At 61.5% G+C, this 14,238-nt stretch carries 12 protein-coding genes; 9 read left to right on the top strand and 3 right to left on the bottom strand.

Annotated elements, in window-relative coordinates; all coding sequences use genetic code 11:
• Positions 1-11: 11 nt before the first annotated feature.
• The gene (locus LVE68_RS02870; protein ID WP_232942887.1) at positions 12-1,883 is read left to right on the top strand and encodes a SurA N-terminal domain-containing protein; all 1,872 of its coding nucleotides are present in this window, start codon (positions 12-14) and stop codon (positions 1,881-1,883) included.
• Between the two features lie 160 nt (positions 1,884-2,043).
• Here the strand turns inward: LVE68_RS02870 and LVE68_RS02865 are convergent, their stop codons facing one another.
• Both LVE68_RS02865 and gloB read right to left on the bottom strand, forming a co-directional pair.
• Positions 2,044-3,594, bottom strand: a complete 1,551-nt coding sequence (locus LVE68_RS02865; RefSeq protein ID WP_232942886.1) for a LysM peptidoglycan-binding domain-containing protein — start codon at positions 3,592-3,594, stop codon at positions 2,044-2,046.
• Between the two features lie 198 nt (positions 3,595-3,792).
• The gene (gene gloB / locus LVE68_RS02860) at positions 3,793-4,563 is read right to left on the bottom strand and encodes a hydroxyacylglutathione hydrolase (protein WP_232942885.1); all 771 of its coding nucleotides are present in this window, start codon (positions 4,561-4,563) and stop codon (positions 3,793-3,795) included.
• A 189-nt stretch (positions 4,564-4,752) separates the two neighbouring features.
• Between gloB and LVE68_RS02855 the strand changes: the two genes are divergently transcribed.
• From LVE68_RS02855 to dnaQ, 3 genes are read left to right on the top strand one after another with little or no spacing between them, the layout of a single operon-like run.
• Complete coding sequence (locus LVE68_RS02855) at positions 4,753-5,541, top strand: class I SAM-dependent methyltransferase (protein ID WP_232942884.1); 789 nt, start codon at positions 4,753-4,755, stop codon at positions 5,539-5,541.
• A 21-nt stretch (positions 5,542-5,562) separates the two neighbouring features.
• Entirely contained in the window at positions 5,563-6,000 is a 438-nt protein-coding gene (rnhA, locus tag LVE68_RS02850; RefSeq protein ID WP_232942883.1) for a ribonuclease HI, read from the top strand.
• Position 6,001: 1 nt separating this feature from the next.
• On the top strand, positions 6,002-6,733 hold the full coding sequence (dnaQ, locus tag LVE68_RS02845) for a DNA polymerase III subunit epsilon (RefSeq protein ID WP_232942882.1): 732 nt from the start codon (positions 6,002-6,004) through the stop codon (positions 6,731-6,733).
• Positions 6,734-6,770: 37 nt separating this feature from the next.
• On the opposite strand, the gene nhaB is transcribed toward dnaQ, so the two are convergent.
• On the bottom strand, positions 6,771-8,324 hold the full coding sequence (gene nhaB, locus LVE68_RS02840) for a sodium/proton antiporter NhaB (protein ID WP_232942881.1): 1,554 nt from the start codon (positions 8,322-8,324) through the stop codon (positions 6,771-6,773).
• A 322-nt stretch (positions 8,325-8,646) separates the two neighbouring features.
• Here nhaB and LVE68_RS02835 point away from each other — a divergent pair, with 322 nt between their 5' ends.
• From LVE68_RS02835 to LVE68_RS02815, 5 genes are read left to right on the top strand one after another with little or no spacing between them, the layout of a single operon-like run.
• Positions 8,647-10,344, top strand: a complete 1,698-nt coding sequence (locus tag LVE68_RS02835) for a hypothetical protein (protein ID WP_232942880.1) — start codon at positions 8,647-8,649, stop codon at positions 10,342-10,344.
• Between the two features lie 13 nt (positions 10,345-10,357).
• Entirely contained in the window at positions 10,358-11,176 is an 819-nt protein-coding gene (gene nudC, locus LVE68_RS02830; RefSeq protein WP_232942879.1) for an NAD(+) diphosphatase, read from the top strand.
• 17 nt (positions 11,177-11,193) lie between these two features.
• Positions 11,194-11,844, top strand: a complete 651-nt coding sequence (locus tag LVE68_RS02825) for a cation/multidrug efflux pump (RefSeq protein WP_232942878.1) — start codon at positions 11,194-11,196, stop codon at positions 11,842-11,844.
• 21 nt (positions 11,845-11,865) lie between these two features.
• The gene (gene sohB / locus LVE68_RS02820) at positions 11,866-13,023 is read left to right on the top strand and encodes a protease SohB (RefSeq protein ID WP_232942877.1); all 1,158 of its coding nucleotides are present in this window, start codon (positions 11,866-11,868) and stop codon (positions 13,021-13,023) included.
• A gap of 40 nt (positions 13,024-13,063) precedes the next feature.
• On the top strand, positions 13,064-14,071 hold the full coding sequence (locus tag LVE68_RS02815; RefSeq protein WP_232942876.1) for a YhdH/YhfP family quinone oxidoreductase: 1,008 nt from the start codon (positions 13,064-13,066) through the stop codon (positions 14,069-14,071).
• The last annotated feature ends 167 nt before the right edge of the window (positions 14,072-14,238 follow it).

Below are 14,238 nucleotides of genomic sequence, written 5' to 3'. Positions count from 1 at the left end.
CGGAGCTGAGCATGCTTCAGTCCATGCGCGACAACCTGAAAGGCACGGCGGCGATTATTGTTGCCGGTTTTTTCGGTTTTATTATGGTCATTGGGGGAATTGATTTTTTCACCGGTGCCAGTGGTGGTGCCACCGATGAAGTGGCGGAAGTCAATGGTGAAAAGATTACCAACCTGGATCTGCAACGTGCGATCCAGAATCGCCGCAATATGATCATGAGCCAGTATGGCGACAATGCCCCTGCGGACCTGCTTACCGACGAGCGCCTGCGTGGCCCCGTACTTCAGCAACTGGTCACCAGTTCGGTCCTGCGCCAGGCAGCCCAGGACAGTGGAATGGTCATGAGTGCCGCCGCTGTCGACAGGGAGACTGTGCAGATTCCGGCATTCCAGGTGAATGGCAAATTCGACCCGCAGGTGTTCCGGGATTCCCTGCGCCGGATGGGCTATAGCCCCGCCAACTTTCGCCAGGTGATGGAGCGTGACCTGGTCCTGCAGCAATATGCAGACGGTGTCAGCGGTACAGCCTTTGCCACGCGCGCCGACGCCGAGCAGGTGGTCGAGATTTCCATGGAGGAGCGCGATTTCGATTATGTGGTACTGCCGGTGGCCGGAATGCTTGAGGGCATTGAAGTAGCTGACAGCGAAGTACAGGAGTACTACGACCAGAACCAGGCTCAGTTCCAGCGGCCGGAGCAGGTTGCGATCGAGTATATCGAGCTGAAGCCCGAGGTTTTCGCCGGGAATATTGAAGTGTCGCCCGAGAATGTGCGTGCCCAGTACGAGCAGGAAGCCGCTACCTTCCAGGCCAGTGAGCGTCGCCGCGCGGCACACATCCTGCTGGAGGAGGCCGATGAGGCCAAAGTAGCGGAGATCCAGTCAAAGCTTGATGCTGGTGAGGACTTTGCCGAACTGGCCAGGACTTACTCTGATGACGTCGGCTCCAGCGAAGAGGGCGGCGATCTCGGGTTCACCGACGGCGAGGTTTTCCCGGAGGCTTTTGAGGAGGCACTGGCGCAACTGCAGGAAGGCCAGGTTTCCGGCCCGGTGACCACCGATGCCGGCACTCATTTCATCAAACTGCTGGAGATTGAAGGCGCCGAGCCCCCGACTTTCGAGGAGCGCGAGGCCGCCATTACCGCCCAGCTGCGCAATGCCGAGGCGGAACGCGAATTCGTTGCCGCGCTGGGCCGTCTGGCGGACCTGGCTTACAACGCGGAAACCCTGGCCGGACCCGCCGAGGAACTGGGGGTACCGCTGCAACAGGCACCGCTGTTTGGTCGCGAAGGTGGTCCCGGCGTCGCAGCCAACGAACAGGTGGTTGCGGCGGCATTCGCACCGGAAGTCATGCTCGATGGCAACACCTCGGATGTATTGAACCTGACCGAAGATCATTCTGTAGTATTGCGGGTTACCGAGCACCAGCCTGCCGGTATCTATCCGCTGGCGGAGGTTCGGGAGCAGATCGTGGACCTGCTGAAGCGTGAAAAGGCAAGCGCCCAGTTGGCGGAGAAGGCTGAGGCGATCGGCGAGGAGCTCCGTTCGGGCAAGCCATTTGACGAGCTCGCAGAAGAGCGCGAACTGGCACTGGAAACCAGCGACAAGACTCGCCGTGGTGGCTTCGGCCAGCGTGGTGAGATCGTCGAGGCGGCGTTTGCCATGCCGGAGTCCGGAAAGGTAAAGACCTTTGCCACCGGCAGTGGGGACCAGGTGGTGCTGCAACTGCGCGATGTGCGGGAGGGCGACCTGTCCCGCCAGAGCCCCGAGCAGCGCTCGGCGCTGCTGCAGCAGCTGGCGGCCATGAGTGGCAGTGCCGAGCTCGCGGCGGTGCAGAAGTACCTCGCCGAGCAGGCTGATATTGAACTGGTGGAGGCGTCGGACTGACGCCAGGGCAAAATCCTGCCAGTGTGAAAAACCCGGCTCCGGCCGGGTTTTTTTATGCCTGGAGGCCCGCCGGCTGTTGCGCTGTTGCGAATTGCTGCGCGAGTGGCATGCAATAAAAAACCCGGCCGGAGCCGGGTTTCAGTCAGTTGGCCTGGAGTGCTCAGCCGCTGCTGGCGCCGTTGACGAACAGGGTCAGCTGCTGGCCGGGCTGGAGATAGCTGGATCTGCTCAGCTTGTTCCAGCGCAGGATGTCATCGATCTCAAGGCTGAATTTCCTGGCGATGCGGTAGAGCGAATCGCCGCTGCGTACCCGGTAGGAAAGTTTCCGGGTAGCAGAGCCGCTGGATCCCGCACCGCTGTACGCCACCAGGTTGCGGCCCGGGCGCAGGGTCTCGCCAGTGGCCATATCATTCCAGCTGGCCAGCTGGCGCACGCTGACGCCCAGGGTGCGGGCAATGCCCCACAGGGTATCGCCGGGGCGCACGGTATAGTTGGTCTTGCGGCTGCCGGAACCGCTCTTGCCGCCACCCACACGCTGGTCCAGCGCGTAGGCGTACTGGCCGTTGGCTCCGGATGCCCGGGGGATCAGCAGGGTCTTACCCGCACGGATATTATTGCCGCGCAGGTTGTTGGCCTGGCGGATCGCCTCAATTGAGGTCTCGTAGCGGCGGGCAATAGTCGAGAGGTTGTCGCCACGCACGATGCGATAGCGCTCCCAGCTGACCCGTTGCTCTTCAGGGATCTCGGCCAGGGCGGCCACGAACTGGTCCCGTTTGGAGATCGGGATCAGCAGCTGGTGGGAACCGTTGGGGTCGGTCGCCCAGCGGCTGAAGCCCGGGTTCAGCAGCTGCAGCTCTTCAATTTCGATATCCGCCAGTTGTGCCGCCTGCGCCAGTTCGATCTGGCTGCCCACATCAACCGCGGTGTAGTAGGGCTCATTGGCGACGTCGTGCAGGGGGACCCGGTAGTGGTCGGGGCGGGAGATAACCTCCGCCAGTGCCAGCAGCTGGGGCACATATCGCTGGGTTTCCCGCGGCAGTGGCAGGTCCCAGTAACTGGTGCCCTTACCGCGACGGGCGTTGCGTTCACGGGCCCTGCGCACGGTGCCTTCGCCGGCGTTGTAGGCCGCCAGGGTCAGTGCCCAGTCGCCGTCAAACTTTTTGTTCAGGTAGGCAAAGTACTTGATGGCTGCCCGGGTCGATGCGGCCACATCACGCCGGCCGTCATACCACCAGTTCTGGTGCAGGCCGAAAGATCGACCGGTGGCGGGAATGAATTGCCACATCCCGGAAGCGCTGGCATGGGAGTAGGCAAACGGGTCGTAGGCACTCTCGACAATGGGCAGCAGCGCCAGCTCCATCGGCAGGTTGGCGGCTTCCAGTTGCTCGGCAATATGGAAGATATAGCGCCGCGAGCGCTCGGTAACCCGGGCCATGTAGCCTTCGTTCCGCGAATAGTAAGCGATGTAGTCGCGGACTTTGGGATGCTCGGTGTGTCGCGCCAGGTTAAAGCCGCGCCGCAGACGGTCCCAGATATCGACCGGCGGCAGGGCCTTCTCCATTGTCGGCGTCGGGTCTATTGGTTCTGCCTGTACATGGGTTCCTTCCCATTCCTCTGGTGAATTCCCCTGCTGCGCATCTTGATCCTCAATTTGCGCGCAGGCCCCCATTGTTGCTGCCAATACAGCAACAGCCAGTTTTTTGTGAACCATGCCGGTTTCCGCAAGTTTTGTGCATTCTGAGAGCCCAGGCGTTTAAATTGCTATTGGACCTGAGCTTTTCTTTCTAATGTTCTGATTCTAAAGAGCTGTTTAGGTTTCGGTCAATGGAAACTGGCTAGTTTTTGCGCAAAATGCATTGATTAAGGAATAAACAAACTATTTTGCTGCCATATGGAAGGATCGGGTTGGTTAAAAATTATCCTTCCACTGGCGCAGGCTGGCAAACACTTCGACCTCGCCGGGGTTGTCGTCGGCGCCGTGATTGCTCGCGCAGCGAGCGAGGGCGGGAATATGGCAGCGCAGGAAGGGATTGGTGGCCAGCTCCTCACCGATCGTGGAGGGCAGGGTAACGCGATCGTGGGCGCGCAGGGACTCTGTCTCTGAGATGCGTTTCTGCAGGGTGCTGTTGCCCGGCTCGGCCGCCGAGGCAAAGCGCAGGTTGGCCAGGGTGTATTCGTGTGCGCAGTAGACCAGGGTCTCGGGTGGCAGGGCACCCAGGCGGGAAAGTGAGGCGTACATCTGTTCAGGCGTGCCCTCGAACAGGCGTCCACAACCCCCTGCGAACAGGGTGTCGCCACAGAAGAGATGATGGTGCAGGCCGCCGCCAGTGTCGTCGTCCATCAGCAGTGCCAGGTGATCCAGGGTGTGCCCGGGTACGGAGATCACACGCACCGGGCAGCCCAGCACGCGGAACTGGTCGCCGTCCTCGAGGCTGTCGGTTACGCCCTCGATGGAGCCGGGCCCGAAAACCGGGCAGTCATAACGATTTTTCAGCTCTGCCACACCGCCGGTATGGTCCAGGTGATGATGGGTGATCAGGATACCTGCGAGACTGTTCGAGCCAAGGGCGTCGATGACCGGGCGTGCATCGCCGGGGTCCACCACCCAGTGCTCGCCGTCCCGTTCCAGGTGCCAGATGTAATTGTCATTGAACGCCGGGATGGGAGATATTGTGAGCATGGTTCTCGCCGGTTAATCTTGGATGGGTAACGATAACATAGTGTAACGGGTGTGCCGTGGCGATGGTGCCGAGCACACTGTTGTCGCAAATCCAGTTCTTCCGGGAACAGGTTGCGCCCTCTCAGGTCCTGTGCAAGCCTGTTGCGGCTGGCGTCCGGGACGGGAACCAGAAATGCACGCGGGGAACCAATGGGAAACAAGTCACGAGGCAGGCAGGGTACCGGGGCGAGCAGCCTGGCGCAGTCCTGCGCCGACGTTGCCCGGTGGTTCGAGAGTGGCCTGGGGCAGGAAATCCTCTCCCAGGAGCTGGCCCTGGCACAGCCGCTGGTAGAGGGCCTGTTTGGCTATCACCTGATGCAGGCGGGTGTGACAGATACTATCGACTTCGCCGCCTGCAGCCGTATCAATCACTGTTTCAGGCTGACCCCGACACCGCGCCAGCGCGGTGCCGCACTGGTGGAGTTTGAGCAGCTGCCGCTGCCATCGGAATCGATTGACGTTGCGGTGCTTCACCATTTGCTCGATTTCTCCGAACATCCCCACCAGGTACTCCGTGAGGCCGCGAGGGTACTGATACCCGGTGGCCACCTGGTGCTGTTGGGGTTCAACCCGTTCTCGCTGCTTGGGGCGTCACGCCTGATCTTTTCCCGCGCTGCCATGCAGCAGGGTAACCACCTGCGGGCCGCGCGGCTTGAGGACTGGATGAACCTGCTGGACCTGCAGGCAAGCAGGGTCGAGCGGGGCTTCTTCCGCCTGCCACTGCAGCACCGGGAACTGCTCGCCCGCACCGCCTGGATGGAGCGGCTGGGCGCGCGCTGGCACTTGCCTTGGGGAGGGTTTTACATCATAGTCGCGCGCAAAGAAGTGGCGCGCATGCGAACACTGCGCATCCAGTGGCGCGGTGAGCGCAAACCTGCACTGCGCCCAGTCCCCTCAAGCCCGCGTGTGGCCGCACGCCGGGGCCATTCGAAACGCTGAACCCGGAAAAAAACAGTCACATTGAAACAAGTAACAATCTATACCGATGGCGCCTGCAGGGGTAACCCTGGTCCCGGCGGCTGGGGCGCATTGCTGATTCATGGCGACGCGGAAAAAGAGCTCTACGGTGGAGAGGCCCATACGACCAACAACCGTATGGAGCTGTTGGCTGCAATCAAGGCACTGGCAGCCCTGAAGCAGCACTGCCGTGTCGACCTGCATACCGATTCCCAGTACCTGCGCCAGGGCATCACCAGCTGGATTAATTCCTGGAAGAAGAATGGCTGGAAAACCTCGGCCAGGAAACCGGTAAAAAATGCCGACCTGTGGCGCGCCCTCGACGAGGGAATTGCCGGGCACGAAGTGCACTGGCACTGGGTCAAGGGGCACGCCGGTGATCCCGGTAACGAGCGGGCCGACGAGCTGGCCAACCGCGGAATAGACGAACTGGAGAGTTGAGATGCGTCAGGTTGTCCTGGATACAGAAACCACCGGCCTTGATCCCAAGAGTGGTCACCGGATTATTGAAATCGGTTGTGTCGAGCTGGTCAATCGCAAGCCTACCGGGCGTCATTACCACCAGTACATCAATCCGGAAAGACAGGTGGATGACGGCGCGATTGAAGTGCACGGCATCACCAATGAATTCCTGCACGACAAGCCGGTGTTCGCCAAAATAGCTGACGAGTTCATGTCCTTCTGTGAGGGTGCTGAGCTGGTCATCCACAATGCCCCCTTTGACGTCGGCTTTATTGACTGGGAACTGAAGCTGCTGGGCAGTCCGCGCTGGCAGAGCGTAGCGGCGCACTGCGGTGTGCTGGATACGCTGACCATGGCGAGGGAAAAGCACCCTGGCCAGAAGAACAGCCTCGATGCACTGTGCAAGCGCTACTTCGTCGACAACTCCCAGCGAGACCTGCACGGCGCGCTGCTGGACGCGGAGATCCTGGCCGACGTCTACCTGACCATGACCGGTGGGCAGACGGACCTGGCCCTTGCCCAGGGCGGTGACCAGGGCACCGAAGGGGAAGCGGGGCAAGACAATCACCAGCTGGCTCCGGGGGCTATTCGCCGCCTGGCGGCCGACCGGCAGCCTCTCACAGTAGTTGCGGCGTCCGCGGAAGAGGTGCAGGCGCACGAGGAGATGCTTGCGCTGCTGCAGGATAGCGCCGGAACCCATTACTGGAAGTGATCCCGCTACCGGGAGCCGGATTACCGCGGCCGGCGGCTCAGCCAATAACCCAGACCATACAGGCCAGGGCCACCGTACTCAGTACCAGTGTGTAGGGCAGTGCCATCAATACCATGCGACCGTAGGACAGCCGGATCAACGGCGCCAGGACGGATGTCAGCAGGAACAGGAAGGCCGCCTGGCCGTTTGGTGTCGCCACGCTGGGCAGGTTGGTACCTGTGTTGATGGCGACCGCCAGTTTCTCAAAATGCGCACGGCTGATTTCGCCCGCCTCCAGCGCACCCTTGACCTCATCGATATAGACTGTTGCCACAAAGACATTGTCACTGATCATCGACAGTAGGCCATTGGCGATAAAAAGCATGGATGGCTGTCGCTCCTCATCCATGGCCAGGACCCAGTGGGTGACCGGCTCGAACAGGTGTTGCTCGTGGATCACCGCGACGATGGCAAAAAACACCACCAGCAGCGCGGTGAAGGGCAGGGCTTCTTCAAAAGCGTGGCCGATACGCGGTTCCTGCACCACGCCGTTGGCGGAGGTAAGCAGCACAATAACCACCAGGCCGATAATGCCCACCTCGGCCACGTGGAAAGCCAGGGCGAAAACCAGCAATATGGCCACGCCCCCCTGTATCCATAGCTCCGCGACATCGCGCTTCGCGCGTTTCCTTTCCTGCTCGTGGGCGTACAGGTCCAGCACCTCCCGCACGGCCGCCGGCAGTCGTGCGCCGTAGCCGCAGATTTTCATATTCTCCACCAGAACGCAGGTTGCAAGGCCTGCGAACAGTGTGGGAATGGTTACCGGTGCCATCTGCTGGAAGAATTGCAGGAACTCCCAACCGGCCTTTTCCGCAATGAGCAGGTTTTGCGGTTCACCGACAATGGTGCACACGCCGCCCAGTGCGGTACCCACGGCACCGTGCATGATCAGGCTGCGCAGGAAGGCCCGGAACTGGTCCAGGTCCTCGCGATGGTACTCAACCACATGCTCGTCGGATGAATGGTCATGGCTGTCGTGGTGGTGCGGGCGATTGCTTGCGACCCGGTGGTATACAGAGTAGAAGCCCACGGCAACCGCGATCAGTACCGCCGTGACCGTCAGTGCATCCAGGAACGCGGACAGCGCAGCGGACACACCGCAGAAAAGCAATGCCAGCAGGGTTTTCGAGCGGACCCTGAGCAGGATTCGGGTAAAGAGGAATAGCAGCAGGCTTTTCATGAAATAGATGCCCGCTACCATAAACATCAGGAGCAGCAGGACTTCAATATTGTCCATGACTTCATGAAAAACCGCGTCGGTGGACGTCATTCCCAGAACGATGGCCTCGATGGCGAGCAACCCGCCTGACGGCAGCGGGTAGCATTTCAGGGCCATTGCCAGTGTAAAAATAAACTCCCCGATCAGCACCCAGCCGGTCACGAAGGGGCCGGCGAGTAACAGTAGCAACGGGTTGGCCAGCAGGAAGATGATAATAGTGAGCTTGTACCAGTCGGGTGCCTCGCCGAGGAAGTTTTCAGCGAAGGCGCGCCCGAGCCCGTCGCCGGTGTGACGCTTGGCGGGATCAGGGGCGCGGGCGGGCTGGCGGGTCATCAATCCGTATCCTTCCCCGGGCCCTGGCGTGTCGCAGGGCTGGTTGTTGCCGGGCTTTGAGAGCTTGTGCCAGTGACGCTGTTCGATGGCGACTGGCTGGGCGGCGAGATGCCCCGGGAATCCCGGAACAGCCTGATTTCACCAGGGGCTACTGCCTGTCAATTGATGCAGGGGCGGAAATGTCGATTGATCGATGGAAATAGCCACCCCGATAGTGGAATCTCGATGAGTTTAGTATAAATTGGCCAGCCACCACGGGCCGGGAAGCCTGTAGGCGGTCAGAAAATAATCATGTTGATGAGATAAAAGGCGACATTAAGCAGTGACAGAATCGCGCGAAATCAATGTAACCTCGGTGAACCTGGTTAAGGAAGAACTGGTGACGGCCGTCGACAGTGCCGCTGCGCAGCTGGACCAGTTTGCGGTGGACCCGGGAAACCGCCAGTCGCTGGAGTCCTGTATGGGGGCGGTGCGCCAGATTTGCGGCGTGCTGCAGATGGTGCAGCTCAAGGGGGCGGAGCTTCTCGCCCAGGAAATGCTCGGCGCCCTCAATGAGTTGGAGGCCGCCACCCAGCAGCCCCCTACGGAGGTGTTGGAAGCACTGAGTACCTCCTTCTATGTGATCACCCGTTATCTTGATTTTGTGCAGCACCGCGGTGTTGCCCGTCCGGAGCTGTTGATTCCCTACATCAATCACCTCCGGGCCGCCCGCAATGAGCCTCCTGTGCCGGAGAGCCATTTCTTCCAGTGCCGCCTGGAGGGCAATGTGCCGGGGGCGGTGTCGTCTGCCGTTATGTCAGAGGACCTGCGCAATTTCGTTCGCCGGTTCCGGCACATGTACCAGGTGGGCCTGCTGGCGCTGTTGCAGGGCAAGCCCTGCCAGCCTGCCTATACCATGATGGCCCGCGCGCTGCAGCGTGTCGCCAGCGTATCGGCGGGCCGGCCGATCGGTAAGCTGTGGGCGGTTGCCGGTGCGGCACTGGCCGGGATGGCTTCCAGCAAGATGCATATCAGCCGCTCGCGGGTAATGGTTTTCAGCATGTTTGACCGACGCCTGCGTGCCCTGCAGCGGGAGGGCGACAAGGCCCTGGACCAGGCACCGCCCGGGGTGTTGCTGAAGGAAAGCCTGTACTGGCTGGCATTATCTTCGCCGCGGGGGCAGGGCGGACGTATCCTGGAGGCGTTCAATGTGTCTCCGCTCGGTTACGGTGAAGCGGAGCTGGAGCGTGAACGCGCCAGCCTGGGGGGGCCCGGGGCCACAGCAATTGCCGCCGTGGCAACGGCGCTGGACGAGGAGCTCGCCGGCGTGCGCCGCATGCTGGATGATGTGGAGACCCTGGGCGTTGCCGGCCTGTGCGAGGACGAGGGCCTGATGGGCGACCTGCAGCGAATCTCCAGTATCCTGCTGATGCTGAACTTCCACAAGGTGGGTTCGGGCCTGGGCAAGGCCGTACAGGAGTTTCGCTCTGATGCCCGCGTCAGCGGAGCAGCGGGCGAGGCCGCGCTGCAGAAGCTGACCCAACAGGTGCTGCAGGTTGATAATGCCATTCGCGCGCTGCGCCAGAGTTCGAGCATTGATGTGGATGAGTTCGGCCATGCGGATGCCGCGGTGGAAATGAGCCAGCTGGCGGAAGCCGAGATGGCGGTCCTGAAAGAGGCCGAGGCCGGGCTCTCCCTGATCAAGCGTGCGCTGGCGTCCTACGCCGAGTCAGACTATGACTACGGGCATATCCGCAATGTTTCCACCACCCTGAACTCGGTTCGCGGCGGCCTGATCGTGCTGAACCTTTCCCGTGCTTCCGGTGTGACCGAGCGACTGATCGATTTTGTCGAGACAGTGATGCAGCAGCGCGAGGCGGTGCCCGAGATCGAGCAGGCACTCGATACCTTTGCCGACGCCATCATCAGTCTCGAGTATTACCTGGGTGAGGTGAAGATGCACCGCAAGGCTGATCCCGAATCACTGAAGCTGGCACTCGAGAGCCTCGAGGCGCTGGGTTACCCGGTGGAGGCGGCCTGAACGGTCGCGCGCAGTGAACCAAAGCTTTGTCCCCGCGGCCCAGCCGGGTCCCCAACCCCAATTGTCGTGCCATATCGTGGTTGCCGGCGGCCAGCTCCTGTGTGCCGGCAGCTCCTTTGTTCACGCCCACCTCGACCTGCCCGCAGACCTCTTGCTCGCCTCCCACTATCTCGGTGAATTGTCAGGACAAGCCTGTGGGGTCCACCTGCTCTCGGCCCGCATCGACGTGCCTGGTAGCGAGTGGCGTGGCCTGCGGTCCCTGCTCGGGATGGTCGATGAGGAAATGTTCTATCTCGCCGGGCGCGCGATGCAGGTGGCCAACTGGGATTCAGACCATCGCTACTGCGGTCGTTGCGGGTCGGCCACTACGCTGTCCCCGGGAGGGGAGCGCGCGCGTGTCTGCCCCGAGTGCCAGTTGTCGGTATACCCGCGGATCTCACCCTGTGTCATCATGTTGGTGACGCGTGGGGAAGAGTGCCTGCTGGCCCGGCATTCCCATCACCGGCATGGCCTCTTTACCGCGCTTGCGGGCTTTATCGAGCCCGGGGAAAGCGCAGAACAGGCAGTGGCGCGGGAAGTGCATGAAGAGGTGGGCCTGCGGGTTGGCCACCCATGCTATATCGGCAGCCAGCCCTGGCCCTTTCCGGGGCAGTTAATGCTCGGTTACACCGTTCCCTGGGTGGCCGGCGAACTGGCACCGGACCTGGATGAAATCGCCGAGGCGCACTGGTTTCATTACCGTGACCTGCCGGCGGAGATACCGCCCCCGCAGACCCTGTCAGGGCAGCTGATCCGGGGTTTTGTCAGTGCGGCAAACGCGAAGTCAGATTAAACGGAGCATTGAAAATCATGTATATCGCCATCACCTTCCTGATTGCGCTGATCGCTTTGCTGCTGGTTTTCTGGGGTGGCAAGGTGCTGTTGAAGGGCACCTGGCTACTGGGCTTTATTCGCGGCACCGTGGGGCTGGCGCTGCTCGGCGCGGCCCTGATGATCGTGCTGGTGGCGGCGGACGTATACAGTTACCGCAACCTGGCCGATGAGCACAGTGTCGGCACCGTGTCATTTGAGGAACTCGAAGAACAGCAGTTCATGGTGAAGTTTGCCGACGCCGACGGCGTCACCCAGGAATTCCAGCTGAGCGGTGACCAGTGGCAGCTGGACGCGCGCATGCTCAAGTGGAAGGGGCCGCTGTCCCGCTGGGGCATCAAGCCGGCGTATCGCCTCGATCGCCTCAGCGGGCGCTACCTGACGCTCCAGGATGAACGCGAAAAACAGCGCACGGTACACCAGCTTAACGGCAGTAATTACGGGGTCGACGTCTGGAAGCTGCTGCGGGATATCGACCCGCGCCTGCCCCTTGTGGACACGGTCTACGGCAGTGCGACATTCCTGCCAATGGAGGATGGCGCTGTCTACGAGGTGAAGATTTCCCATACCGGGTTGCTGGCGCGACCGCTCAACAAGCAGGCCACGTCCGCCATGGAGCAGTGGCAGTAAACGGATTAATCTGGAGTTTCAGTGGAATTTCTCAGTGAGTACGGCCTGTTCCTGGCCAAAGTGGTAACGATCGTGGTGGCCCTGCTGGTCATCATTGGTTTTATTGTCGCCAACCGCGCCCACCTTAAAGAGCAGGTGCAGGGCCATATCAGCGTCACGCACCTCAACGATCGCTACGAGCAGATGAAAGAGGCCCTGCTGCACGCGGTACTGGACAAACACGCTTTTGCCCAGCGCAAGAAGCAGCAGGCCAAAGAGCAGAAGGCGCGTGACAAGGCACTGGCCAAAAAGCACAAGGCGGAAAAGAAAGGCAAGGGTGGCAATGCCCCGGAGCTTGCCGATATGCCGGAGCAGGCTGAGGCAGACGCGGAGGCCGGGCAGCCCGGGAAAGCTGCAGCCCCGGGTGCCGCGGCAGAGCCTGCGCGGGTTTACGTGGTGCATTTCGATGGTGATATCAAGGCCAGCGCACTGACCAACCTGCGCGAGGAAATTACTGCCATCCTGCAGGTGGCTGACAAAGGTGATGAGGTCGTGGTGGTGCTCGAGAGTCCCGGCGGCATGGTGGCCAACTATGGCCTGGCGGCCAGCCAGCTGGCACGGGTGCGCGCCGCGGGAATCCACCTGACCATCGCCGTGGACAAGGTGGCCGCGAGTGGCGGTTACATGATGGCCTGTGTCGCCGACCGAATTATCGCGGCGCCCTTTGCCATGGTGGGCTCCATCGGTGTACTGGCGCAGCTGCCGAATTTCAACAAGCTGCTCAAGCGCCACGATGTGGACTACGAGCTGTTCACAGCCGGGGAGTTCAAGCGCACCGTCACCATGTTTGGTGAGAATACCGCAGAGGGCCGGGAGAAGTTCCAGAGCGACCTGGAGGAAATCCACGCGCTGTTCCAGCATTTTGTGGCGGAGTACCGCCCCGGCCTCGATGTCGCAAAAGTGGCCACCGGTGAAGTCTGGTTCGGCCAGCGTGCGATTGACCTGGGCCTGGTGGATGAGCTGAAAACCTCCGATGAGTATCTCACCGGGCGCTCTGCGGACGCCGCGTTGTACGAGGTCGAATACAAGGAAAAGACCAATATCGCCAAAAAGATGGGGCTGGCTGCACAAAGCGGTGTCGAATCAGCGCTGATGCGCTTCCTGTCGCGGTTGGCAGCCTGGCGCCACCAGGCCCAGTAAGCCCCTGCAGCCGCTGGACCCGAGGAGGAGGGAGTAGCCCATGAACCAGCAAGCGCAATTCCGTGCGATCCGGGTGGAGGAAGTTGCCCCGGGCAAGTTCGACCAGCTGGTGGTAAAAAAAGCGGTCAGTGATCTGCCGGCGCATCCGTTGCAGCTCGCTGTGTCGCACTCTTCCCTTAACTTCAAGGACGCACTCTCGGCCTTCGGCAGCCCCGGGGTTACCCGCGAGTACCCCCACACCCCGGGTATCGACGCGGTAGGTACTGTCGTGTCAGATCGCAGTGGCACCTTCAGTGAGGGACAGCAGCTACTGGTGACCGGCTATGACCTGGGCATGAACACCGCCGGCGGGCTGGCCGAGCGAATCGCCATCCCGGTTGAGTGGGCATTGCCCCTGCCGGATGGCCTCACCGCGCGCGAGTCGATGATCCTTGGCACGGCCGGTTTGACTGCGGGCCTGTGTGTGGAAAAGTTACTGGAAGCCGGCGCCCGTCCCGAGCAGGGCGAAGTACTGGTTACCGGCGCCACTGGCGGAGTGGGTTCTATTGCCGTCGCCCTGCTGGCGCACCTGGGGTTCCGGGTTGCGGCAGTCACCGGGAAACTCGAGTCCGCCGATTTCCTGACCGGGCTGGGGGCGTGGAAAGTGCTGGACCGCGAGACCCTGGCGCCCTTCGCCAACAAGGCAATGGCCAAGCCGTTGTGGGCCTGGGCGGTGGACACGGTTGGCGGTGAGACCCTCTTCAATGTCATCAAGTCACTGGCCTATGGTGGCGGGGTAGCAGCCTGTGGCATGGCCGCCGGTGCCCAGTTCCAGGCCAATGTGTTCCCGTTTATCCTGCGAGGCATCAGCCTGCTCGGGGTGGACAGTGTCGAGCTGCCCTTACAGAGGAAGGCGGCTGTCTGGGAGCGGCTGGCGAGCGACTGGTATATCGGTGAGCAGCTGGCGCGAATTGCCGAGGATATATCCCTGGAGCAGGCCCCGGAGTTTCTCGCCCGCCTGCACCGCGGCCACGGTATCGGGCGCTATGTTGTTGATATGGCGCTCTAGCCGCTTCAGGTTGCGGGTGCCAAGGTGACCGGTTGAGCCGGTCGGTAATCGAAATGCCGCGGCCGGCTGCTATTCTCTGTAGTCCGGCAGCATGAGCCAGGCGGCTGCCCATGAGCACCGTGAGGTTCGGCGGTAACTTTTCCCAGTTCGGGTTTATTGGTAAGCAG

Origin of the sequence: Microbulbifer sp. YPW16, assembly GCF_021290385.1 — a bacterium.
Classification (GTDB): Bacteria; Pseudomonadota; Gammaproteobacteria; order Pseudomonadales; family Cellvibrionaceae; genus Microbulbifer; species Microbulbifer zhoushanensis.
The sequence above is the reverse complement of the archived record's forward strand: the minus strand, read 5'-3'. Positions and strand labels throughout refer to the sequence as shown.